This is a genomic window from Metabacillus indicus, assembly GCF_046603695.1.
In the GTDB taxonomy this organism is placed as follows: Bacteria; Bacillota; Bacilli; order Bacillales; family Bacillaceae; genus Bacillus_P; species Bacillus_P indicus.
Map to the genome: position 1 here is coordinate 3759299 of NZ_CP176757.1, position 23321 is coordinate 3782619.

Annotated in this window: 12 protein-coding genes; all 12 read right to left on the minus strand. The window is 44.1% G+C overall.

The annotated features are described in order from the left end of the window. Nucleotides 1-22 precede the first annotated feature (22 nt). Nucleotides 23-2713, minus strand: coding sequence for a glycosyltransferase (locus ACK1LH_RS19225; RefSeq protein WP_411333964.1), 2691 nt, complete (start codon nucleotides 2711-2713; stop codon nucleotides 23-25). Beyond that, a complete protein-coding gene (locus ACK1LH_RS19230; RefSeq protein WP_411333965.1) occupies nucleotides 2713-3711 on the minus strand; it encodes a methyltransferase domain-containing protein in 999 nt (332 codons plus the stop codon). Before ACK1LH_RS19230 ends, ACK1LH_RS19225 begins: the two co-directional genes overlap by 1 nt. 177 nt (nucleotides 3712-3888) lie before the next feature. Then, nucleotides 3889-5637 carry an N-acetylmuramoyl-L-alanine amidase gene (locus tag ACK1LH_RS19235; protein ID WP_411333966.1) on the minus strand — a complete coding sequence of 583 codons (1749 nt, stop codon included), beginning with the start codon at nucleotides 5635-5637 and terminating at the stop codon, nucleotides 3889-3891. A 130-nt stretch (nucleotides 5638-5767) separates the two neighbouring features. Next, nucleotides 5768-7075, minus strand: a complete 1308-nt coding sequence (locus ACK1LH_RS19240; RefSeq protein WP_411333967.1) for a UDP-glucose dehydrogenase family protein — start codon at nucleotides 7073-7075, stop codon at nucleotides 5768-5770. A gap of 15 nt (nucleotides 7076-7090) precedes the next feature. Next, entirely contained in the window at nucleotides 7091-7966 is an 876-nt protein-coding gene (gene galU / locus ACK1LH_RS19245; protein WP_203289074.1) for a UTP--glucose-1-phosphate uridylyltransferase GalU, read from the minus strand. A 605-nt stretch (nucleotides 7967-8571) separates the two neighbouring features. Beyond that, nucleotides 8572-10806, minus strand: a complete 2235-nt coding sequence (locus ACK1LH_RS19250; RefSeq protein ID WP_411333968.1) for a SpoIID/LytB domain-containing protein — start codon at nucleotides 10804-10806, stop codon at nucleotides 8572-8574. 48 nt (nucleotides 10807-10854) lie between these two features. After that, nucleotides 10855-11616, minus strand: a complete 762-nt coding sequence (locus ACK1LH_RS19255) for a hypothetical protein (protein WP_411333969.1) — start codon at nucleotides 11614-11616, stop codon at nucleotides 10855-10857. Nucleotides 11617-11677: 61 nt separating this feature from the next. Continuing rightward, on the minus strand, nucleotides 11678-13786 hold the full coding sequence (locus ACK1LH_RS19260; RefSeq protein ID WP_411333971.1) for a cell wall-binding repeat-containing protein: 2109 nt from the start codon (nucleotides 13784-13786) through the stop codon (nucleotides 11678-11680). A 190-nt stretch (nucleotides 13787-13976) separates the two neighbouring features. Further along, entirely contained in the window at nucleotides 13977-18611 is a 4635-nt protein-coding gene (locus ACK1LH_RS19265) for a cell wall-binding repeat-containing protein (protein WP_411333972.1), read from the minus strand. 405 nt (nucleotides 18612-19016) lie between these two features. Then, nucleotides 19017-20885 (minus strand): cell wall-binding repeat-containing protein, encoded by a 1869-nt coding sequence (locus ACK1LH_RS19270; protein WP_411333974.1) that lies wholly within the window; start codon nucleotides 20883-20885, stop codon nucleotides 19017-19019. A gap of 109 nt (nucleotides 20886-20994) precedes the next feature. After that, nucleotides 20995-21774, minus strand: a complete 780-nt coding sequence (locus ACK1LH_RS19275; RefSeq protein WP_411333975.1) for an SGNH/GDSL hydrolase family protein — start codon at nucleotides 21772-21774, stop codon at nucleotides 20995-20997. 148 nt (nucleotides 21775-21922) lie between these two features. Beyond that, a complete protein-coding gene (locus tag ACK1LH_RS19280) occupies nucleotides 21923-23248 on the minus strand; it encodes a cell wall-binding repeat-containing protein (protein WP_411333976.1) in 1326 nt (441 codons plus the stop codon). Nucleotides 23249-23321 lie beyond the last annotated feature (73 nt).

Consider the following 23321-nt stretch of genomic DNA (forward strand, 5'->3'; position numbering starts at 1 on the left):
TTGAAAAATATGAGACATACCTTTATTTTCTGCGTTTTAGTCCCCAATATTTCAACTGTAATTTTCCAAGTTTGGAATTTTGCAGTTTTGTCAATTTTGTCTGCAGCTGGCTTATAGTACGCTCTTTTTCCTCAAGAAGCTTTTTCTGCTGTTCCTGACCCGCTGATATCAATTCTGGATAGATTCCGGATGCTTTCAGTCCCTCAGCTTCCTGTTTGCTGATCAGCTGACCAAGATTTTCACGGGTTTCAACATCGTCTGCAATGGCTGTCAGAATGGTTTTAAACTCCTGCTCCATTTCCTTCTTATCCTGAATCAGGCGGTCTGCAAGCTGGCTTAGTCTCTCAAGCTCTTCTTGGTCCGTGCCTGCTGTATGCTGAAGGTCCGTTTCCTGCTTTTTGACCCAGCTCTTTTCAAATACTGTGTCAGGAGCAGCGGTTTTGGCGAGACCAGCTGAACGTTCTGCAGGTTTAGCCGGAGAGATTGGTGCTCTTTCCACTTTTCGTGCTTTCTTTCCGGAAAATTTCTTCGCAACCATCTTGTCAAAAACAGTTCCTGCAGCTCTTGCATCATTTAGCGGAGACAAATAAGTAATGCCTTCACTTTGACCGAGAATACTGCCTTCTTCGTAAACGCCCCAAACGTCCGTGCCGCTTCCTTTGTAGTCGCTCAGTTTAGACGGCAGATACGGATTGATCGGCTTGTTGTCTTTCGTTGTTGAGTCATTGACAACCAGGCAGTCGAACTTTGTGCAAAGGTTGAGGAACGTGTAGAAATCGACAAACCCGTTGACAATAATGGAGTCCTCAAGCGGATCGTTTTTAAGCTGATCTTCAAGCTCTGTCGGTTTCGCCGTAAAGACATGGATCAGGACTTTGCGCTGAGTATCCTCGTGCGCTTCTTTTAAACCTGAGAACAAGTCGTTCAGGTTCCGCTTGCTGTAGAAGTTTCCAAAATAGGCAACATTCACATGATCTTCTGATAGAAGCGGATAATCGAATTCCTCCATGTGGTAATAGCTTTCCGGCAATGTCGGATGCGGCTCGATGACAACCTTCTGCTTAATAATCGGCTTAATTTCCTCAATCGGGAACATATCCATCATGTACTGATACTGATTTTTGTTTGTGAAAATCAGTTCATCTGCAAAAATATACGGAAGGTATTCACACCATACAAAAAGACTTGCATCGTTTGGAGACGGGAACCCTGCTTTTTTCACATCTGCTTCAAGCTGCTTTAAATACCCCTGATCGGTAATATCCACCAGACGCTTTTTAGCCTCGATGTCATAGATCAATGGGTCGGAAAATTCAGCGATCCACTTTGTTTGAGGGTATTTCTTTTTGTACTCATACGCAAGGAAGTGGGAGGCTGCCCACATTGCACGGCTGAATACCTGTTTATGCACGCCGTTTTTCTCTACAAGATCGTCTGCACCTTTCATTCCCATATCAACAAACGTTTTGATATGTGCCCAGTGCGAGAAGCTTGAAGGCGAATTGATCGGCAGTCTTGTATGAATTAAATCATCCACCATTTGGTTCAGGGATGCATTTTTTGTCCGGACTTTGTCCATCGTATTGTAGATGACATCTGAAACCTTGCCTGCCTGTCTCATACGCTTCGCCATCACGTTCCCGGCTGTGTCGTTATAAGGAGGGAAGCAGTATGAAACAACCAGCTGCTCCACGCGGTCCTTATTCAGCAGATGGTACGGGAAGTATACAGGTCTTCTTGATGAGATCTCTTTCATGATGCGGTCATACTCATCTTTATGCTCTTCATAATATTTCACGATGAACGAGACCTGTGCATTGATCTTTCTTTCAATAAAGTCGCGCTTTTCAAAAGGCAGATCCGGAACGAGCAGCTCATTCATTTTCTCAATGCAGTCTGCACGCTGTTCAACGTTAAAGTTAAACGTCATCGCCTGGCGGGAAATGGAGTTCTCCCTGAGCGTCCGGTAATAAACGGCTTTTTTAGTTAATGAAGCAACAGCAAACTTAAGGTCATTTTTAACGAAAAGCTCTGTGAAAAAGACGACGTCTTCCCCGCTTTTCAGGCTCTCATCAAATTTATACTTTTGAACATATAAAGTCGGAATCAGCTTGCACGCATTAATGGTCAGAACTGTGTGAAGCTTCATATACGGGCTTTGTTTGCTGATGACGGACTTTAAAATCTGGCGGTTGATCGGATTGGATGATTGAATATTGCCGTCCGGCTCAACATTGTAAATTTGAGAAATGACAGCTGTATCAGGCTTTGCCTGCTTGTACATTTCCTCAAGGAAGTTGGCAGAAAAATAATCGTCATCGTCAAGGAACGTGACATATTCGCGTGCTGCAAGCGAAATTCCCTTATTGCGCGCAATCGATGCTCCTGCCTCGTCCATTGTCACAACACGGATATTGGACATGTTTCTTTCAAGGGCAATCTGTCCAATCATCTCTTCTGTCTTGTCTTTTTCGCCGTTAATGACAATGATCACTTCAAACAGGGAATGATCAATTGTCTGATCAGCCAATGAAGTCAGGCATTTTTTTATGACATTTTCACCTTTATAGGTTGGGATAATAACGCTGATGCCTTTATCGTAGAGGGGCTTTTCATTTTTCCGCACATGCTCCTCTTCGATGTCATACCCCATTTTCTTTGCTCTAGTTAGTCGGACTTTCTCTAAACGTTTGAGTATTTCCACTTTAAGCATTATTTCTTACCTCTTCCGGCTAGTTTTTTCTTCAATGCCCAGTACTTCAGCTGAACTCTGCCAAATCGGGATTTTTTAAGGACATTATAGCGGTGCTCAATATAAGATGCTTTTCGGTTCGCATCTTCAATTTTATTAACAGCTGCAAGTGCTGCTTTAAGTGCATCCTCTTCGCGGTTTAAAAGCTCAACCGTTTCAATCTGCAGCTGGCGGATATATTCCTCCTGCTTTGCAATCTGTGCTTTAAGCTCATCATACAGCGTTTCTCCAGATTCTTTAGGCTGACGAAGCTCTTTTAGCTCTTTTTCCTGTTTTGCAGTCTGACCTGCAAGCGTTCCGATGCGCTGCATGTAATCTCTTTCCAGAGCGTAAAAGCCCTGTTCAAGCTTTTGCAGATTCTCTTTTGTATAAAAAGGCAGATTTTCTTCTGGAGAGGCTGTGCAGACAACGCCTGACCATCTTCCTAAATAATCGAAGGACTCAATTTTAAAATGAGTGCCGATTTGTTCTGCCAATAATGAGTAATAGTACGTACGTTTATGGTCGATAAAATCATTTATGCCAAACGGAACGGTGACAATCAGTCTGCCGCCCGGCTTAAGATGAGCCAGTGTTTTTTTAAGGAAGGCTTCAGGATCGCTGATATGCTCAAGCACTTCTGTCAGAAGGATCGTATCATAATCCTTTTCAATTTCGTCATCTGTCATAAAATTCGACACTTTGAATGTGACAGATGCTTGAACAGACGGATGTTCCTTGCCAAGTTCATTCATGGCGTAATCGATCGATTCCCGGGAGATATCGATTCCATCTACTTTTTTGCCTTCCCGTCCGAGGAGGATGGCATTAATACCTTGTGAACAGCCGATATCGAGGACCTTGTTTCCACTAACACGTGTCACAATCCAGTTGATGCGTTCTCTCGTTTTTTTGCTGAAATCCGTTCCCAAAGCTCCATAATAAGCTTCATTGACGCGATCTATGATATTTTTACTCAAAAAAACTCCTCCAATTAGCTAATGGCTTAACGTAATTTGTATAAGTTCTATATGTAGTTTTTGCATAATTTTTCGACGTATTCTGCAAGGACCTACTTATTATATCGAATATAGTCTTTCGTTAACAACCATAAAAAAACCTGAAACCGCGGATCACGTGTTTCAGGTCTTTTTGTTTCACTTGCTGTTCTTCCACAGGTAGAAATCGTTTACGCCCTGTGTGATGGCTTCTGCAGCTTTGTTTTTTCCGTCGTATGTTTTGAAAATGGATGCGTCTTTTGCATTTGAGATAAAGCCCATTTCAACTAGGACAGATCTTGTGTAGTTTTTATCAATAACGTAAAACTCTGCTTTTTTCGTGCTTCTATCTCTAGTGCCGAGTGCCTTGATTAATCTTGCCTGAATAAATTCTGCAAGCTTGGCGCTGTCATCCTTCTCACCTTGTGTAAGAGAAGAAGTCCTGAAGCTATTACTTGCTATAGAACTGTTTGCAGAAGCAGCTGCACTTGCATTCGAACCGTTTGTAGCATAGGTTTCTGTACCATTTGCAGACGAAGCTGTGCTTGCATTCATGTGAAGACTTACAAAAACACCTGCATTCTTTGTATAAGTAAAGTCTGTCCGTTCATTAAGAGAGAGGAACGTATCATCCGCTCTTGTCATGTAAACATTATAGCCAAGCTTTTTCAGCTTTTCAGAAGCAATCTTTCCGACATCAAGCACAACCTCTTTTTCCTGGAGGCCATTGCCGATGGCACCAGGGTCTTTTCCCCCATGACCAGGATCAAGGACGATTGTTTTTGAAAGAGCTGTTTCTTTAGGCTGCGGTTCAAGAGTCAGGTAGCTCGTCTTCACAAACCCTGTTTTCCCGCTGTATCTGACAGAAATCCATTCTTCCTTCAGTTCCTCAGGATTTAAGATCTCTACTTGATTTCCTTGAGGAATGGTCAGGATGATGTTTGAAGCGGTTGATTTCTTGGAGCGGAGATTTAATCCCTCTCTTACGTAGTACGTAAGATCTTCCGCTTTAATCGTCACTGGCTTGTTAACGATATCAGACGCTGGCACGTACGCATCTTTTCCATTAAAGGACGTCACAGCCCACCCGTTTGATATGCTGCCTTTTTTAATTTTCATCTGATCGTTTAGAACAAGAGAGGCAAGCTTGCCTGAAGATGTGTTGTGCGAATTGTAAATACCTGTATTTTTATTGGCATAATACGTAAAATAAACAGCCGCAGCAGGCTTGCTTGCAATACTGCTGTATGGGGCATATCCTTTTACACCATTGTACTCAATTCGGCTCCACCCGTTTTGCACGCTGCCTTTTTTTACTTTGACTGCAGCGTCTAGTGATACCGTTCTTTTCGGTGTAACCGTGTTTCTTTCATTATATAGAGTGAAATCTTTCACCGCATAATAGGTAAAGTAGATCGGAGCTTTGGATGTCAGCTTGGAGTAGTCCGCATAGTATGTTTTTCCGTTGTGAAGAATTTCCACCCATCCATTTAAAACCGTTCCTTTTCCGACTTTGATGATCGCATCTTCCGCAATCGAGCCGTAGCGTTTTGTATGAGTCCCTCTTCCTGCGTAAAAACTCACCGGTTCTTTTGTATAGTAGCTGAAATAGATTTTTGCCGGCTTTTTGTTTGTAATGAATGATGATTTCGCATAGAGCGTCTTGCCATTAAGCTGTATCTTTGCCCAGCCGTTCTTGATTGCACCTGGTTTTACAGCAAAGGAAGTCTGAAATGGAACGTGTAACGCTTTGGCATAATGATCGCCTGGACCCGTCCGTGTTTGAAAGTCATTTTTGGCATAATACGTAAAGGCGGCAGCTGCTTCTGCCTGTTGAGCCGGCATCGCCTGAAAGACTCCAGCAGTCAGCAGTAAAACGGCCAGCATGCTGGCTAAAAGCTTTTTCATTCTATTTTTTCCTCCCGGTTGTTTGATGCTGGGACTTTTTTCCGTACAGTCCACTCCTTTTATATATCGCATCCAACTGGGAAAACTTTAGAAAAATTCCCAAAAAAATAGCCCTCAAATTTGAGGGCAGTCATGCACGCACGATTTCTTTTCTTCCTACTGATATATAAGTCATCCAGTCCGGAATATCCCGGAGACTGTAAATGTTTCTGCCGTCAAAGAGCAGCGGCCGCTTCATTTTTGCACGGTAAAGATCCATCGGATAGGAAGTGATGGCGTCCCACTCTGTCACGATAAATGCTGCGTCAGCCCCTTCAATCGCTTGTGTAACGGAGTCACAATAAGTGATGGAATCTCCAAGGACTTTACGGGCCTCTTCTGCTGCGATTGGATCATAGCCTGAAACAACGGCCCCCTCTTTTACAAGTTCTTTGGCAAGGACCAGAGATGCCGCTTCCCGCACATCATCTGTATTCGGCTTAAAAGCAAGACCAAGAAGGGCTACTTTTTTCCCTGAAAGGCTGCCCATATGCTTTCTGGCAGACTCAATCAGCTTCAGCGGCTGGCGGTTGTTAACCGAAATAACGGAATCAAGCAGATCAAACTGGTGCTGCACATTTCCCGCAAGCTGAACGAGGGCTTTCGTATCCTTCGGAAAACAGGAGCCGCCGTACCCAATGCCTGCCTTTAAAAACTGCGGCCCGATACGCGCATCTTTTCCAATGCCTTCAGCCACATCCTCAATATCCGCCCCAAGCTTCTCGCAGATGTTCGCAATTTCGTTGATAAAGCTGATTTTCGTGGCCAGAAACGCATTGGCAGCATACTTAATCATCTCTGCACTCCGGATATCAGTCCGGACGACAGGAATGCCAAGAGGCTTGTAAAGATCCTCCATAAGATCACCGGCCGATGCCGTTTCTGAACCGACGACAATGCGGTCCCCATGAAATGTATCATGAATGGCTGACCCCTCCCTTAAAAATTCAGGGTTGGATACAACCTCAACTTTAACGGACATAGGCTTATGCTGATTAATCACATTCAGCACGTGTTCATTCGTCCCGACCGGAACGGTGCTTTTCACTGCGACCACGACATCCTTTTTCAGTTGTTTCGAGATTTGCTCCGCTGCGGCGTTTACATATGTAAGATTGGCTGAGCCATCTTCATTCTCTGGTGTTCCAACAGCGATGAAAATCACGTCGCTCTCGCCGTAAGCCTGTGCTGAATCAGTTGAAAAATCAAGGCGGACAGCCTCATGATTTTTCTTCATCAGATCTTCTAAACCAGGTTCATAGATAGGTGAAATCCCCTGAGTCAGCTTGGCAATTTTCTGCTCGTCAATGTCAACACACGTTACGCGGTGCCCGATTTCTGCAAGGCACACCCCTGTAACCAGTCCTACATATCCTGTTCCGGCTACTGATACTCTCAAAAGAATCCTACCTTTCTAGTTTGAAACTTTGCTTTTGATATATTTTATAATATCATCTCTGAGCTCTTCGTTATCCATCGCAAAATCAATCGTAGCCTGGATAAAACCAAGCTTATCTCCCACATCATAGCGCTTGCCGACAAAATGATACGCTGTTACCTCTTCTTTTTGGGAAAGCTCTTTCAGCGCATCTGTCAGCTGAATTTCCCCTCCAGATCCCGGCTTTAGATTGCCGAGTATCTCAAAAATCTCAGGGCGAAGAATGTACCTGCCGAGAATCGCAGTATTCGAAGGAGCTTCTTCACGCTTTGGCTTTTCAACCAAGTCCCGTACTTTGTACACGTTATCGGCTTTCTTTTCGTTTTGATTATAACTGACGATTCCGTATTTAGACACGTCTTCAGGCTTGACCTTTTGTACGCCGATGACAGTGCTCTGGAACTGATCGTACACGTCAATCAGCTGCTTCAGGCAAGGCACATCAGACTGGACAATGTCATCCCCGAGCATAACAGCAAACGGCTCATTGCCGATAAAACGTCTAGCACAATAAATAGCATGCCCAAGACCAAGCGGCTCTTTCTGGCGGATATAATGAATGTTCGCAAGCTCAGAAATACCCTGAACCTTGCTGAGCAAATCCCATTTCTCTTTCTTCACAAGCGTCTCTTCAAGCTCATACGATTTATCAAAATGATCCTCAATGGCACGCTTCCCGCGGCCGGAAACAATCAGAATATCTTCAATCCCAGACGCAACCGCCTCTTCAATAATGTACTGAATCGTAGGCTTATCCACAATCGGCAGCATCTCTTTCGGCTGTGCCTTCGTAGCCGGCAAAAACCTCGTACCAAGCCCAGCCGCCGGAATAATCGCTTTCCTCACTCGCATGTCAAAATCCCCCCGGTAATGTCGTATAAAGTCTCTCCTATAATAGTACAACACCGGGAGGATTGATTCCTTTAATGTTTTATGAAAGTTTGGTAAACAGAAATGCGGAGCCGACCGTTTAGGCCTGACAGTCAGATAAGAAATCGACCATAAAGGCCGTTTTTTGCCTTTATGGGCGATTTTGTTCTGACAGAAGGACTGGGAGGCGGAGCTGGACAATGCCGAAAAGCGGAATCGGCCAGTCCTGCTAAAATGTTTACAACACTTCTCAACCTCTCTCTCAACTACAAAGTGTTACTAAAGCCCGTTTACAACACTTTCAACCCGCTCTCTCAACCACAAAGTGCTGCTAAAACCCCTTTACAACACTTTCAACCCGCTCTCTCAACCACAAAGTGCTACTAAAACCTCTTTACAACACTTTCCACACGCTCCCCCACCGGCAAAGTGCCATTAACAAATCAATCCGCCATCCATTCTTTTTCTATACGCAGTTGGCCATTTTGCTTTTAGCAGCGCAGCAAGGGCTAAAGGATCCTGCATCGCGCACGCCAGCCCGCAAACATAAAAAAACCGGTTCTCCTATAGAGAGCCGGCTGAATGACCTACTGCAAAAACCAGTTTTGCAGGCTGATTCGGTTTTGGGCAGTGATTGCACCTTTTCCGCCCAGGTAGTGAATGTGCGGAATAAATGTCATGTTATCGTAAATATAGCTTGATACTGGCGTCGGAACAGAATCCTGGTCAACAAGGATGATCGGTGATCTTGTGTTGGCTGCAAGCACTGAGCCCGGAAGAGCATCAATGAATTCAGTTCCCTGTGCAAAGAAGATTTTGCGGGTATCAAGGTTATATTTCTTGACGATATTGATGCTAGTTTCGTAGCGGTTTTTGCCGTCTACACGATCTACGTTCCCTTTGCCGACAAGTGTCTCAAGGTCTGCGAACACTTTGGCAGACACAGCGACATCTCCGCCAATAACAGTCACTTTGCGCACTCCGCTGTCTTTTATATAATCAGAGACAGCCTTTGGCACGGCATCTTTTTTGGCAAAAAGAATGGGGATCTGCTCGGCTGCCGCATAAGAGGCAATGGACAATGCATCAGGCGAATCGCTGCTGTCGGATGTAATAAAAATTTCACCTGAGTGTCCGATCTGTGTTGCGACCATGGCTGCCGTTTCATAGCGTTCAGAACCGCTGATACGCTCAACCGCCGGTGCGATGTTTCTTAATTCTGATTCAACTGCTGCGGAAACAGCATTTGTTCCGCCAAGAATAATAATGGCAGCTGGATCGAACTTATTCAATGTCTGTCTGACTGAATCTGATAGTTGATTCGGGTTTGTCAAAAGCAATGGAGCATTGAATTTTTTGGCAAGAACGCTTCCTGTCAAAGCATCAACAGGGTTGTCTCCTCTGCCGATGAATACCGTTTTAGCAGTGGACCAGCCGAATTTGGCGATTTCCGAACTTGTTTCGTAGCGGTCTTCCCCTTCAATTTCTTCTATAACATTATGAATGTAGTTATCATAATTCGTTCCCGGATAATAGAAATCCGTGATCTCCAAGTAATTCTTGCTTTGATCCGCCATGGCCTTGGCACCATACTGGCTCATGCCGACTCCATGTCCATATCCGCGGCCACTGAACGTATAGATGCCTTTTTCAAATGTAAGCGAGTCAATGAGATGGCTTTTAAAATTCGTTGTCCCAAACATTGAACGGAGGATGGAAATATTGACGTTGACTCCTTCTTTGACGACCGTCGCAATTTTTCCATCTTTCATCTGATAGGTTCCATTTGCATTTTTCACATAGAATTCAAGACGGTAGCTGCCCGTTTTTCTCCGGTCGCCGCTTGTTTTTTCACTTGATACTGTAAGGTTTTTCACATTGACAATCTTAAGGTCTTTGTCTGTATAATTTTTGTCTGTCTTCAGCCAGGTTTTTATGGCTGCTGCGTATTTTGCGTCTTTTTCTTTAACCGTTCCCCACCATAATCCTGGATTAGCCAGATTAAGTGCTGCAGGATTGATCTGCACTTCGTTTACCGCGACTGTCCAGCTGTTCACCGGATCAAAAGGATCTTTTTTTGCAGGAAGATAGGATAATGGCGTTCCCGACGTCCATACATTGGCATTGTTTTCAGTCCGGCCGCCGTTGCTTGAGCTGTAAGTAGCGTCAATAAGCTTGCCGTCCGCTTCTAGAACTTGGCCTTTCGTACGGTTTACAGCTGTATTCGTGTTGCCATAAGCTGAAGCTGACCAGATATAGCCCTCGTATTTTTGAAAGCTGACGGTATCGTCTATTGTCTGATTGATTCTTTTCAGGGCAAACGTTCTGGCTGCTATACTCTGCGCCTTCAGGGATTCAACAGGCCAGCTTGGAAACATTTCGCCTGGTACGACGCCTTTCAGGTAATCTTCAAGGGGAAGCTGATTCACAGGTCGCACATAGACGCTGTTTTCAACAGTAAACTTCATCGTGCCCAAATATGGACGGCCGTTAATGCTGATCACATTGTCCGTTCCATACTTCACCGGATGAAAGGCGCCTGAGCTGCCGAGAGTTTTCGCTTTAGCGCTTCCGTTGTAAACCACCAGCACTCCGTTTTCATTTTTCACTTTATACGTATTGCCTTTTTTCAAAAGAAAGCCTGGTTGCCCTGACAGCATATATTCACCGTCAACTGTGACCGTAACTTCCTTTGCTTTTCCGACATAGTTTTTCAGACTGACAGAGACTTCTGAAGGATTACCAGAAGCAGCGAACGCATTTTCTTCTGAAAACAAAAAGAAGAGTGTTAACGCAACAATTGACATAAAAACCTTATTCAACAGTAATTCCTCCGCAATAATAGATTGAGAGCTTATAGAATTACTAGTTTATTCAACAGAGGACAGACTTGACTCACCCTTATACCCATTTTCGCCTGTAAGTTCAAAATCTTCTTTTACAAGTCCAAGGCCGGGCGCATAATACCTGGTGAAAATCGTTTCTTCTCCCACTACCTCATTTGATGTTTTCTGAATGACAACCGCGTTTTCGATTTTTCCGTATGGTGTTTCAACCGCAGCCGAAGAATCAAGCAGTTTCCAGTCTGCACCTTCACCGAGCAGCTTTTCATTCATATTCGGTTCAAATGCATCAAGCAGATCCACCGTGTGATCCTGAAGCTCTCTGTCTTCATAGACGAGAGTCATTTCAGAGCCTGTCCACTTATAGATCTGGGTAGTTGTTGAATCTCCTAATCTCAGAGCAATCTGAACATAGTCATCGTTTGCTGCAGTGATTGTTTCCGTCAGCAAAACGGTCCCCTGTTCCTCAAATTGTTTGGTTGCTCCGGTCTTAGGACGGTAGGCCTTATAAGGACCGTCCGAACTATTCTTGCTCTCTTTCTTTTTATCGGAATTTCCTGTCAGTTCTTTAGAACTTTCATTGGTTTCTTCTTTCTCTTTTTCTTCCTTCGCCTGATCTGACGGCTCAGTGTCTTCAGATGGCTTGCTCTCTTTTTCTGGTTCTGCCGCAGGTTTTTCGTCCTGTACCGGAGCTTCTGATTCCTGCTCTTGTACAGTTTCTTCCGGCTCTTGAGAACAGCCGGCTGCAACTATGAGAGTCACACCCAAAATAAACATCCATTTTTTCATATTTATCATTCCTTATCTAAAAAAGATCCGGGCATATGACTTCAAGCCCGAATCTTTTCTATTATCTGATTCTGTTGAAGATCTCACTGGTCATTTCAGCAGGAACTGCCCCGCCTACCAGCGTCATTTCCTTCATGTGGTGCTTGCCGCCGTACTCCATAATATAGGTTTCAAGCGGACGGTTGATCGTCGGGCCAGTCAAAATCAGCGGTGCTTTCGTTACGATGGAAAGCGGTGCTGCCGACAGCGCATCCGGGAAGTTCGCTCCAGTTGATACCATGATAGAATTCGAGTTTAAACTGGAATCGAATTTCCATAATACTTTAGCGAGCGTTTCATACCGGTTTTTCCCGGCTAAACGCGTGTAGCTTGACGGTCCTGCGTTTTTCACCTGCGTATCGACCGCAGATGTCAGCACGCTCGTTCCGCCGACGATGAGGGCCTGTTTGCCTTTCAGCTTCGCACTTGACGCGCTTGGAAGTGACTTCGTATCAGAAAGCATGATGGCCCAATTCTTTTGGGCGGCAATCGGCGCTGCTCCTAATGCATCAGGATAGTTTCTGCCTGAAGCAATGAAGTATCCGTCAACATTTCCGACTTCCGTTAAAATTTTCTGGTTCGTTTCAAAGCGGTTTGTTCCGCTGATTCGCTGTGTCGAAAGTTTCATCGATTGCAGCTGTGTTTCAATTCCTTTTGAAACCGCGACTTCTCCTCCAAGAATAATCGCTTTTTTCGCTTTAAGACGGTTGATTTCATTTACGGTGTCCGTCCCAAGCGAGGTTCCTTTCACTAAAAGGATTGGCGCAGCCCCGTGCTTGCGTGAGAGCGGTCCGGCAGAAAGAGCGTCCGCATACTCTGTGCCTGTTGCAATAAGAATCGTTTTGTCAGGCTTGCTGTCTGCAAAACCTGAAGGGTACATTTTCCGTGACACGCTGATGGCTGTCTTATAGCGGTCATCCCCGACAAGCTTTGTGACAGGAAGCTTTCTTGTCACTTTGTCGTTTGCGATATTTGTAAAGACAATTTCACCCGAAACTTTATTAATGACTCTTGCATTTGGAGCATTCTTTTCTGCAATATAGCGTGCATGTTCAAAGTCTACGTAGCTTCCTTTCTTCGTGCCGCTTACGTATAGTTCGTATTTAGCAGGAAGGAAATTAGACCATAGTGTAAATCCTGTACTCTTATAAACCAGTCTTGTATTGCGGTAGCTTTGCGCATACTCCATGGCATCCGGTGAGGTATAAAAATCTCCCAGTTTGCCGACGGTACGGTGATGCACCTCATAGAGAGCCGTAGTTTTATAGATATCTTTTTGAGCGTTTTTGTCAAAAACTCTGACCGGTTTTGATTGTTTTTTCGCGTATGTAAGGGCCTGATCTTTTGATTTTGACGTATAAAGCTTTTTATTGCTGTTCATGTCATAAACTTCAAAGACTTTAAAATAATTGACCACAGATGCTGCAAGCGCCTGTGCAGCTTTATTCTGGAAATCAGCTGTTTTGATGCGCGCTTCTTCTTCACGATTTGTCATGAAGCCCATTTCTACAAGGACTGCAGGCATCTGTGCATTCCGGATCACGTAAAAGCTCTGATCATCCGCAATGCCTCTGTCGATGGATCCAAGCTTCGCAAGCACTGTCGGATGAATTTCATTCGCCAGTCTGCGGTTGTCTGCCAAGTACTTGATCTGCATCGGATCGTGAGGATACTCTTCCTTTGCATGATCAACACCATTGTAGAAATAGGTTTCATAGCCTTTTACATATGGATTGCTTGGATGTGCGTTATGATGGAGAGAGATAAAGACACTGTTATCATTGTTTCCGCTTGCAAATGAATTGGCGGTTCTCATGCGGATATCAAAGTCCCCGCCGTCTGTGCTGCCATCTGCTTTTTTCAAGTATGGTGCAAATTCCATATCCTTGTCTCGCGTGAGGTAGACTTTAATGCCGCTTGTCTTAAGCAGATCTCTTACTTTTTGAGAGACAATCAGATTGGCGTTTTTTTCACAAAATCCGGTCGTATTCCCCGTCAGACCGCACGTGCCGCTGAATTTGCCTCCATGACCAGGATCAATCACCAGCACTTTTTCTGCGAAACCGGTGTTCGGGGCCAAAAATAGCATGACAAATAGAAGGATGCCAAGCATCCATGACTTGCTGTTCATCGTTCACTCTCCTTTAATTCTGCAATTTTCGCTACTACTCTCCTATTATAACACCCGCTTTCTGTCATTTTTATCATTTTTGGAGATTGAAAGAGAAATAGGGAAATCTGCTAATTGGATCCTGTTACTTTAGTCATAAAAGCAAAAAAAAGCTGCCGGATGATCAAATCCGGCAGCTCTTTCTTATTTCTTAGCGTACAAGCTTGTTAATTTCAGCAAGCACGTCATTTGAAACGGCAGTTTCACCGCCGAATACTTTAACTTGGCCGATTTCATTTTCTCCAAAGAACTTGCGTACATCTGAAGAAAGTGATTTTCCGACTAAGATTACTCCGCTTTCATGCTTGGCTGCAAGGGCTCCGCCAGCTAATGCATCAGCGAAGTTAAGACCTGTAGCTGCATAAACAACGTCTAATTCCGGCTCGAAGAATTCAGCAAGCTTCACGCTTGTTGCATAACGGTCTTTGCCGTAGATTCTCTCAGCACCAGGAAGGTTTTTCACTACACTGTCAGCAAGGGCTACTGGTCCGCCGACTGCCAATGTGTTTTTAACACCAAGCTCTTTAAGAACTTTGCTTGATGCACCAGGAAGCTTATCTTTTTGTGACAAGACAACCGGCATGCCGTATTGTCCCGCATAAGAAGCAACTGCAAGAGCATCTGCAAAGCTTGTGCCATTGACTACGACTGCATCTTCAGATCCATCTGGAGCTACTTCTTCTGCAATAGCAGCTGCCGTCGTCCAGCGGTCTTTACCTGCGATACGGTCAACATCATAGCCAAGCTTCTTAAGCTGATCTTCTACAGCCTGTGATACAGCGCCTGTTCCTCCAAGGATGACAACAGTTTCTGCACCAAGTCTGTCAAGTTCTGCTTTTGTTGCACCTGACAAACCTTTTGAATCTGTCAGTAAAATTGGAGCGTCATATTGAGCTGCAAGAGGAACACCTGCTAGAGCATCTGCAAAGTCCTGTCCTTTTGCAAGGAAGACCAGCTCAGAGCTTTCCCAGCCCTCGCCACTGATGGCTGCAGCTGTCTCATAGCGGTTCTTTCCGCTGATGCGGCTGACTTTGTCATCTCCGCGGTACACTTTTACTTCTTTTACTGTTTTGTGTCCTGCAAGGTCAGTTGCTTCAACCATGAATGTGTTTTCTCCAGGCTGAAGGGCAACATCCGTGCTTAGCGTTTTCGTGATTTTGTTCATTCCGTAAGGCTCTTTCAGCAGGTTAACGAAAACTTCATCTCCGTCAACTGCTACACGAAGCTCTTCGAAATTGTCTGATACTGTTGATTTAAGCGTTACTTTTTCAGTTGCTGCACTTACAGAAGATGGTGCTTCAACTGTTACGGATGGAGCTGTCGTATCAACGAAGAAGCGTTTGATGAAGGAAATTTTGTTTCCAGCTTCGTCTTCTCCGGCGATTGTCACGCTGTGGTAGCCGTCTTCAAGAGTAAGAGTTGTTGCAAACTCATAGCGTTTTAATTCAGCATTCCAAGTTAATTCAACTGGTTTGCCTGCAACTGTAAAGTTCGTCACTTTTGACTCATCTGTGATATAGCCTTTTACAGGCACTTCACTCGTTGCATACGTTCCAAGTGCTTCAGGAAGCTCAGCAATGATTGAAGGAATTGTTTCGTCATTCACGCCTTTGAATTCCTTAGCAGAAGTGTTTCCAGCATTGTCTGCAGCAAGAACGGTTACAGTTGAACCGGCCTTAAGATCTGCAATCTTGAATTCTTTTGTTGTTGGCGCAAGAGTCAGCGGGTTGCCGTCTTTATCTTTGCCGACAACAGACTCGCCGTTAACAAGAACATCAAAGTATGCAAGACCTGAACGGTCATCTGATCCTTCAAATGTGACTGTATCTTTGTTGAATTCAGCTTTTAATGTCGGCTGAACCGTATCAACGATAACAGGCACGTGTACTTTTTGAGGAGCTTTGCCAGCGAAATCGACTTTAGCAGCGATTTCGTAGTAATATTGTCCGTCTTTAACAAGAGCATTTTTCACTTTTCCATCCCACTGTGCAGCAGGATTTAATGAGTACGTCGCACCTGAGCCGCCGTCATAATAATGCTTGCGGACTTCAAGCTCTGTGCGGATTGCACGCAGCTGATTTTTGTTCTCGTCAAGAACGTTGAATTTCACTTCTTTCGCATTTCTCAGGAAGGACAGAACAGGAATGATCTCATCCTGGCTTCCATCACCATTAGGTGAAATAGCGATTTTTCGTGCATCAAACGGCATTTCGCTGTTGAATGCATCAAATCCGAGGTAATTGAAGTTCTGGCCTGCACGTGCTACAACACCTGCAGCTCCATAGAACGTTTCGTTCTCAGTGTCAAGATTCATGGCATCAAGGATTGGCGCTTTGCCCCAGTCGCCGTTAAAGCCGACATAAGGAACAGTAAGCTGGGATAAACCTTCAGCCGAGAATGTCACGAACCCTTCTACAAAGTATCCGTTTTTGAAGACATCTTTTACAGATACTGGTGTTTCAAAATCATTACCTAAAACTTTGGCGTTGGAAGTATCAAGAGTAACCTTGACCGTTTTCGTTTCACCGGCAGCAAGCTCAACTTTTGCTGTGTCTGCGCCGTTTACTTTGATTACCGCGTCAATCAGTTCCTGAGCTTCAAGCTCATCGTAATTGTATCCAAGTGACCCGCCGTTAGCGAAATCTGTTTGAACATTAGCTTTCACATCATAAGAAACAGCCTGCTCACTGAAGTTTTTAATATCAAGAGTAAATTCCACTTGATCGCCAACTTCTTTAAGAGCTACTTTGCCTTCGCCTGTTTTTGATTCCGTTACTACAGCAGGAGTGTTAAGCGCTGAGTAAAGCTTCATCAGGCCTGCACCTTGACGGCGAGGAGAATACGGAACTTCCCATCCGAATGCATCATTCACAAGTCCCTTATCCATTACTGGCTGAGACGTATTCATAAGAATATTCTTCGCCATTTGTACGCGATCTGCGCCATCAAGATCAAACAGCTCGTCCACTTTCTCAAGGACAATTGCAGATCCGCCGGCGACGTGAGGAGCAGCCATGGATGTTCCGCTCATGATACCGTACTGGTTGTCCTGGAACGTCGAGAGAATTTTACCGCCCGGTGCCGTAATTTCAGGTTTGAAATCAAGGTTAGGCGTTACACCCCATGAAGTGAAAGCTGACATTTTTCCGGCTTCCGCATTTGGAGCCGCTACTTTGTCATCACCGAATGTCACTTCAAGCTTTTTGCCTGCTTTCGCCTGCTCTTCAAGAGCGTTTCCATCAGCAACACTTAGTGACACAAGCGGAATAACCGGCTTATCAAGAGCCATATTCACGTAATCGCCGTGTGCAGGCAATCCGCGGATGATGACACCTGCAGCACCCTGTGCTTCAGCGGTTTTCTGGATATTTGTATAGAAATAGCTTCCAGTCCGAACAACAAATACAACTTTCCCTTTAACATCTTTTCCTTCATAGCCTGCAGGCTGACCATCGCCTACATAAACAACTTCAAGCTTTTGACCTTTAAATTTATCAAGGAATTTCGGACCATCCTGCTTTTGGTATCCAATCGAGCCAAATGCAGCACCATCAACATCAACTTTCATTGCATCAAGTTCAATCGTTGAGTTTTCAAGCGAAGCGACCTGGAGAGAATCGTAAGACAGGCCAGGAGCCCCTACTACTCCAACGTCAGGATTGCTTGCATACGGGTTTGCCCAGCCATTTCCTAAATGAGCAGAGTTACCGGCTGAAACAGCCATAACGACGCCATTTTCAACAGCTCTTGCAATGGCCATCTGCTCAGGATCTTCAGGAAGTACAAACGATGCTGTTGAGCCTAAGCTCATGTTCAGTACATCTGCACCAAGACCAATCGCATCATCAATTGCTTTAATATAAATATCGCCCCATGTAGAAGGCATTTCTGGATCATTTCCAAAAACTTTAAGAGCTAACAGCTGCGCTTCAGGAGCCACGCCTTTTAAGCCGCCGTTATCTTCATCACCATTTGCCCCTACTGTTCCGCCAACATGCATACCATGCATGGAAGCGCCAGGTCCAAGGTCAAGAATTTCTTCATTTTCATCCATATAGTTATAGCCATATGGCACTTTTTCTGTATAGAACTTGCCCGGAAGGCCAAGCTCTGATTTAGCGTCATTAACAGCACCTTCAGAAAGGGCAGGAACTGTATCTTCGCTTAAAATCATGTCTTTATGGCTTGGATCAAGACCTGTGTCGATGATTCCGACGATCATGCCTTCTCCGTCATAGCCGAGGTCCCATGACTCGCGCGCTTCAACCAGTTCTTTACTGTACTTCATATCAGGCTTTGCTTTTGGACGCTCGTATTCATGAGCAATTGTTACATTATTTACACCAGTCAGCTTCTCAATGAGAGCAATCTTGCCGTATTCAACTTCTCCGGAGAAACCGTTGACGACTGTTGTAAATTCCTGTTCAAATTTCATTCCAAGATTTTTGGAAGCAATTTGATTTTTGACAGCTTTTTGCTCTTTAAGAGCATTAGCTTTCAGCTCATCCTGTTTAGCCTTCGGCAGAGCATCAAATTTCTTCCCTTGTTTTGTTGCATATGTAATTGCAGGTTCGCCTTCTACTTCGACAATTACACGTACTTTATCTGAACTCTTATACTGTTTTCCTGTGTCAGGATTTTTAAGTGTCTGCTTGCCGAAATTTTTCTGTACTTCGGTATTGGCGTTCCCTTTTTGAACCGTCGGACCAGCTGCCATAACAGCATTTGAGAAAACCAGCAAGAAAGCGAACATTAAAAATAACGATCTTTTCAGCTTAACTTTCAACTACTTGACCCCCCTAGTAAATTAGCCTCGCAATTCTCAAAAACTTCTAATTTATCCCTCCTTTTACATAGATAGAATATATTTACTCTCTTATTCTATTTGTAAAATATTGAATAGTCAAACATTTATAAAAACTTTTATTCATTAATAAAATAAAGACAAATTACGACATGTATAAAATCGCTTCAAACCCTGTTATCCTTTGATGCATCAATGTTTAAAAGCAATTAATACAAAGATGCTTGCGGAAACAGGGATGACAGACTCCGAGTTTTTATGCACCTTCCATTTATATTTTGGTATAGGATTCCAGTGAGGCATTGGTCCCGGCATGTTTTGTCATAAGGCGACATGTTTCCCGGGGAATATTGAAAAAGACTGCCGGAGTGTCCGGCAGTCTGGGGTTTATTTTAGGAGGTTGATCATGTCCGATTCCATTGCAGGTGTAATCAGAGTTGATCCTCCGAGGATCGTGACTGATTGATAGTTATCAATGACGTCTAAACCTGGTTTAATCTGTTTTACCAGAAGGATAGATGAATTGTTTTTGGCTGCAAGAACAGCACCTGAAAGAGCATCAGGAAAGTTCTCCCCGGTTGCAGCAAAAATTTCATTGTTCCCAAGAGGCAATTCCTGCGCAATGACTTTGCTTGTTGCATACCGGTCCTTGCCGCTCAATCTGACAGGGTTTTTGCCCGCAAGAGAATTAAATACTTCTTTTGAAATGACACTTTCCCCGCCAATCACGTACGCTTTATTTGCTGCTGCCAGTGCTGGTTTGACGGCTGCCGGAATACTCGTCTTTCTTGTAAGGAGAATCGGATGGCCATTTTTGGCTGCAAACGGTGCGATTGAAACGGCATCTGCAAAGTTGTCGCCAATTGCAAGAACAGCGGCAGCTGATGAAAGCTGTTCTGCAATCTTAGCAGATGTTATATAACGGTCTGAACCGGCAATCCTTGAAACGCTCAAACCTAATTCTTTTAAGGTTTTTTCAGTATTAGAGCTTACAACGTTACTTCCGCCAAGAAGAATGGCTTTAGTTGCTTTAAGTCTCTTAATTTCGTTAAAGACCGCAGTATTTGCAGCATTCGGATTGCTGTTGACTAAAAGAAGAGGAGCGTTGAATTTAGCTGCCAGAGGTGTTCCTGAAAGAGCATCGGCGAAGTTTTGGCCAGTTGCGATGACAACTGTACCTGACTGCTTCCATCCTTCTTTTGATATTTCAATTGCTGTATTGTACCTGTTGTCACCAGCAAGTCTTGTTGTGACACGTTTCAGGTAGCTTGAGGCAATATAGCCTTTTGTCTGAGAATCTTTGAGCTGAACTGGATACCAGACAAACTGATTAGTAGATCCGGAAGCTGTGTCATAAACAAATTCGCCCGCTGTCTTTACCGTAATCCCCTTTCCGGCTTTTACAAGGGGCGCAGAGCCCGTAGCTCCAGACCGGATTTTCGGATTGGCTGCATCATCGTTATATGTAATGAGCGTATCGTTCTTGTTAAATAAATGTTTTGTCTCTGTCATCGGTCCATTCAGTGTAAAACTTGTTTTATTAAATAAAATATTGTCTGCTGATCCGCATGTATAGGAGAAGTCTGATGGCGCCATATCGATATGCGATATGCGGGTTGTTATATCCTGTATGCCTTTTCCGCTGTCTGACTGCAGCAAAGAATAAAGTTCTTCCTGATAAGCTCCTGCATTTCTGCTGCCGTCTCCTCCGCAAATCAAAAGAGGGCTGTTTTTAGGTTTGATGCCATTATAGCGCAGTGCTGAAAAATACCATCTCTCTAGATAGGCATCCGGATCATCTGCTTGAACAACTGGAGCTGGCTTTCCAGTTCCAATTGGAACGTTCATGTAATCTTTCAGTCTCTTAACACCTGAGAAAATATTAAATACCGCATTCGTCTCAAGCATTTCTTTATCACCTGCAGGATACACCGTTATTTGCATAATGCCGATCCCGCCGTCCCCTGAAACAATCGGGTCTCCTTTTGTGTCAAACTGCTGCCAGTCCACACTTTCTTTTGTAGCGACCGCTTTTACTATTTCTGCAGGAACTTCAAGTTCCAATGCAACATTGGTCAATAAGCAATTTCCCGTTTGATAAGGTATGAATTTTCCCTCTTGTGTCTTTGGATTATAGTTACACTTTTCACTAACTTTTGCCTCCACAGAACCAAAATCAGATGCAGCCTGCGATAAGGCGGGCGACATCAGAAAAAAAACAGCTGTCATAAACGTCAAAACCAGCATCTTTTTCATTACACGCATGTTCCTCCAAATAATAGATTCTAGTAAAATACTAACATAAAAAACAATCAAGTATTGTATAAATTTCCAATAAAAAGAAAAATAGACCCTTCTTTAGGATCTATTTCTCGGTATTGATAAAGTAGGACGCGAGATATTCTGCCCAGACTTTATTGCCCTCAACATTCGGGGTCTGCTGATCTTCTGTCAGCATCGTTTTGATTTTTTCATCATTGCCGTCAGGCCAGTTTGTCCAGTGATCGAGATATGTAAGGTCTTTTTCTTCTGCAAACTCTTTTAAAGCATCCACTTCTTTAGGGTAGAAGGTTGCATTGAAAATGGGATGTGACGGCTGAAGGTAAATGACTGCCTCCGGGCTTGTCTGCTTAATGTCCGAGAGAATCTCTTCAAGGTTCAGCAGCGTATTCTCAAGGCCGACATTTCCGTTGTCATTTAATGAAAAAGGCTCCAAAAGCAGGATATCCGGCTTTTTTTCGCTGATATTTTCCATATGATTTTCATTAAGAAAAGTTCTAGTAGTGCCATCCGGATACGATAATACCTCGACGGCAAAAATGTTTTTTCCGTAGGCTGCATCAAGCTTTGACTGGAGCATAGCTGGCCAGCCTGTGCTTTGGATTGACGTGCTCTCAGAACCGGCCGCAACCAGTTTAAGAGGTGCGCCTCCTTCTTGAGCTTCCTTTATTTTTTCTTTAAGAGGTGCGGAAAGGTTAGCCGCATACTTTTGCCATTTTGGCTGTTCTTCCTGCTTCATCTCTTCGGACTTAGCCGGATCTTCCTGCGCTTTTACGGAACTGATTTTTTGGTTCCAGTGATGATTTCCGAGTATAAGCGCACACAAGGTCAGGATGACGACACATGCTGTAACGATTTTATTCATTTCCGTATTCCTCCAAAATATGAAAAGTACTACATTCTATCATAGTTATGCATCGGCATACCTGCAAGACTATTAAGGAAATTCATGAAAATTTTACGTAATTTTGGGGATTAATCTCAAGAAAAAAAGCAGTGAGTAGCCCCACCGCTTAATTAATGACCTTTTTTGTGCCCAGATATCTTGGCTTAAAGTAGACATTCTCCATCGTTGTAATGGATACGCCTTTTGATGAGCTCGCATGGATAAATTCATTGTTTCCAATGAAGATACCGACGTGCGACGGACCTGCTGAAACAGTTTCAAAAAAGACGAGATCTCCTTTTTGAGGAACAGCCACAACCGTGCCTGTATTCCATTGATCCTTCGTTGTTCTTGGCAGGTCAATGCCGTGCTTATTGAATACATATTCTGTGTAGCCGCTGCAGTCAAAGCCCGAGGTTGTCGTGCCGCCGTATTTATAAGGCACACCCTGAAGGGATTTGGCTGTTTCAATCAGCTTGTCCACTGGAAAATAAATCGAGGCTAAAACGCTGTTTGAAACAGCAGCTGTACCGCCGATAACGGTAACAGTTCCGATATTTTTAGTGTCGATTAAGTTTCCAATAGCGGTCGGAAGAGCAGAAGATTTTGTTAAGAGCATCGGAATGTTCTTTTGGGCTGCATAGACAGAACCTGTAAGGGCGTCTGCATAATTTTGCCCTGAGACTACTAAGGCGTGCGACGCGGAAAAGCTCGCAAACTTAGAGGCTACTTTAGCTGATGTACCGTAGCGGTCTGCCCCTGCAATGCGTTCTGCATATGGAAGCTTAGAGAAAGCAGATCCATCAATAACGCCAGTTCCGCCGATTACGTATGATTTTGAGTATCCTTTTAGAAAAGTTTGAACAGATGACGGCACGCTGCTTTTTTGAACGAGCAGAATCGGTGAGCCCTGCCTCGCTGCGATGGCAGATGCTGAAAGGCTGTCAGGATAGTTCGAGCCATTGGCTATGAATGCTTTTTTAGTTGCTGTTCCAACATGCTTGGCAATGGCAACGGACGTTTCGTAGCGGTCTGAGCCCGAAATTCGCTGAACCGTTAAACCCATGGATGTCAGCTTGCTTGCTACGGCTCTAGTGACGGCATTTTCACCGCCAAGTATGTATGCGTTTTTTGCTCCCCGCTGTTTCAGCCTGACAATTTCATTGTTTACAGCTGTGGGGATAGAGTCTTTCTTTGTAAGAAGGATTGGCGCTTTCAATTTATAGGCAAGCGGTCCTCCTGCCAGTGCATCCGGAAAATTGGTGCCGACGGCAATCACAATATTCGCCGTGCCATTTGGAAAGGCTTTCTTTGAAACTTCCACAGACGTCTTATACCGGTCTTCACCGGATATTCTTGTTGTCGTCCCTGCCTGAGCATGCTCCGGCTGAGAAATAAGAAAAAGCATCACTAGACTAAGACAGCTCAACAATGTAAGTGTTATTTTCTTCATACCATTCTCCTATGATGTTTTTACCCTTCTCATTATAGCACCGGAGTAATAGTCTGATAGTTTACAAGTACAT

Coding starts and splice junctions, on each gene's coding strand:
- ACK1LH_RS19235 (WP_411333966.1), bottom strand. CDS start 5,637: ATGAAAAAGCTTTTAGCCAGCATGCTGGCCGTTTTACTGCTGACTGCT.
- ACK1LH_RS19255 (WP_411333969.1), bottom strand. CDS start 11,616: ATGAAAAAATGGATGTTTATTTTGGGTGTGACTCTCATAGTTGCAGCC.
- ACK1LH_RS19280 (WP_411333976.1), bottom strand. CDS start 23,248: ATGAAGAAAATAACACTTACATTGTTGAGCTGTCTTAGTCTAGTGATG.
- ACK1LH_RS19270 (WP_411333974.1), bottom strand. CDS start 20,885: ATGAAAAAGATGCTGGTTTTGACGTTTATGACAGCTGTTTTTTTTCTG.
- ACK1LH_RS19260 (WP_411333971.1), bottom strand. CDS start 13,786: ATGAACAGCAAGTCATGGATGCTTGGCATCCTTCTATTTGTCATGCTA.
- galU (WP_203289074.1), bottom strand. CDS start 7,966: ATGCGAGTGAGGAAAGCGATTATTCCGGCGGCTGGGCTTGGTACGAGG.
- ACK1LH_RS19275 (WP_411333975.1), bottom strand. CDS start 21,774: ATGAATAAAATCGTTACAGCATGTGTCGTCATCCTGACCTTGTGTGCG.
- ACK1LH_RS19225 (WP_411333964.1), bottom strand. CDS start 2,713: ATGCTTAAAGTGGAAATACTCAAACGTTTAGAGAAAGTCCGACTAACT.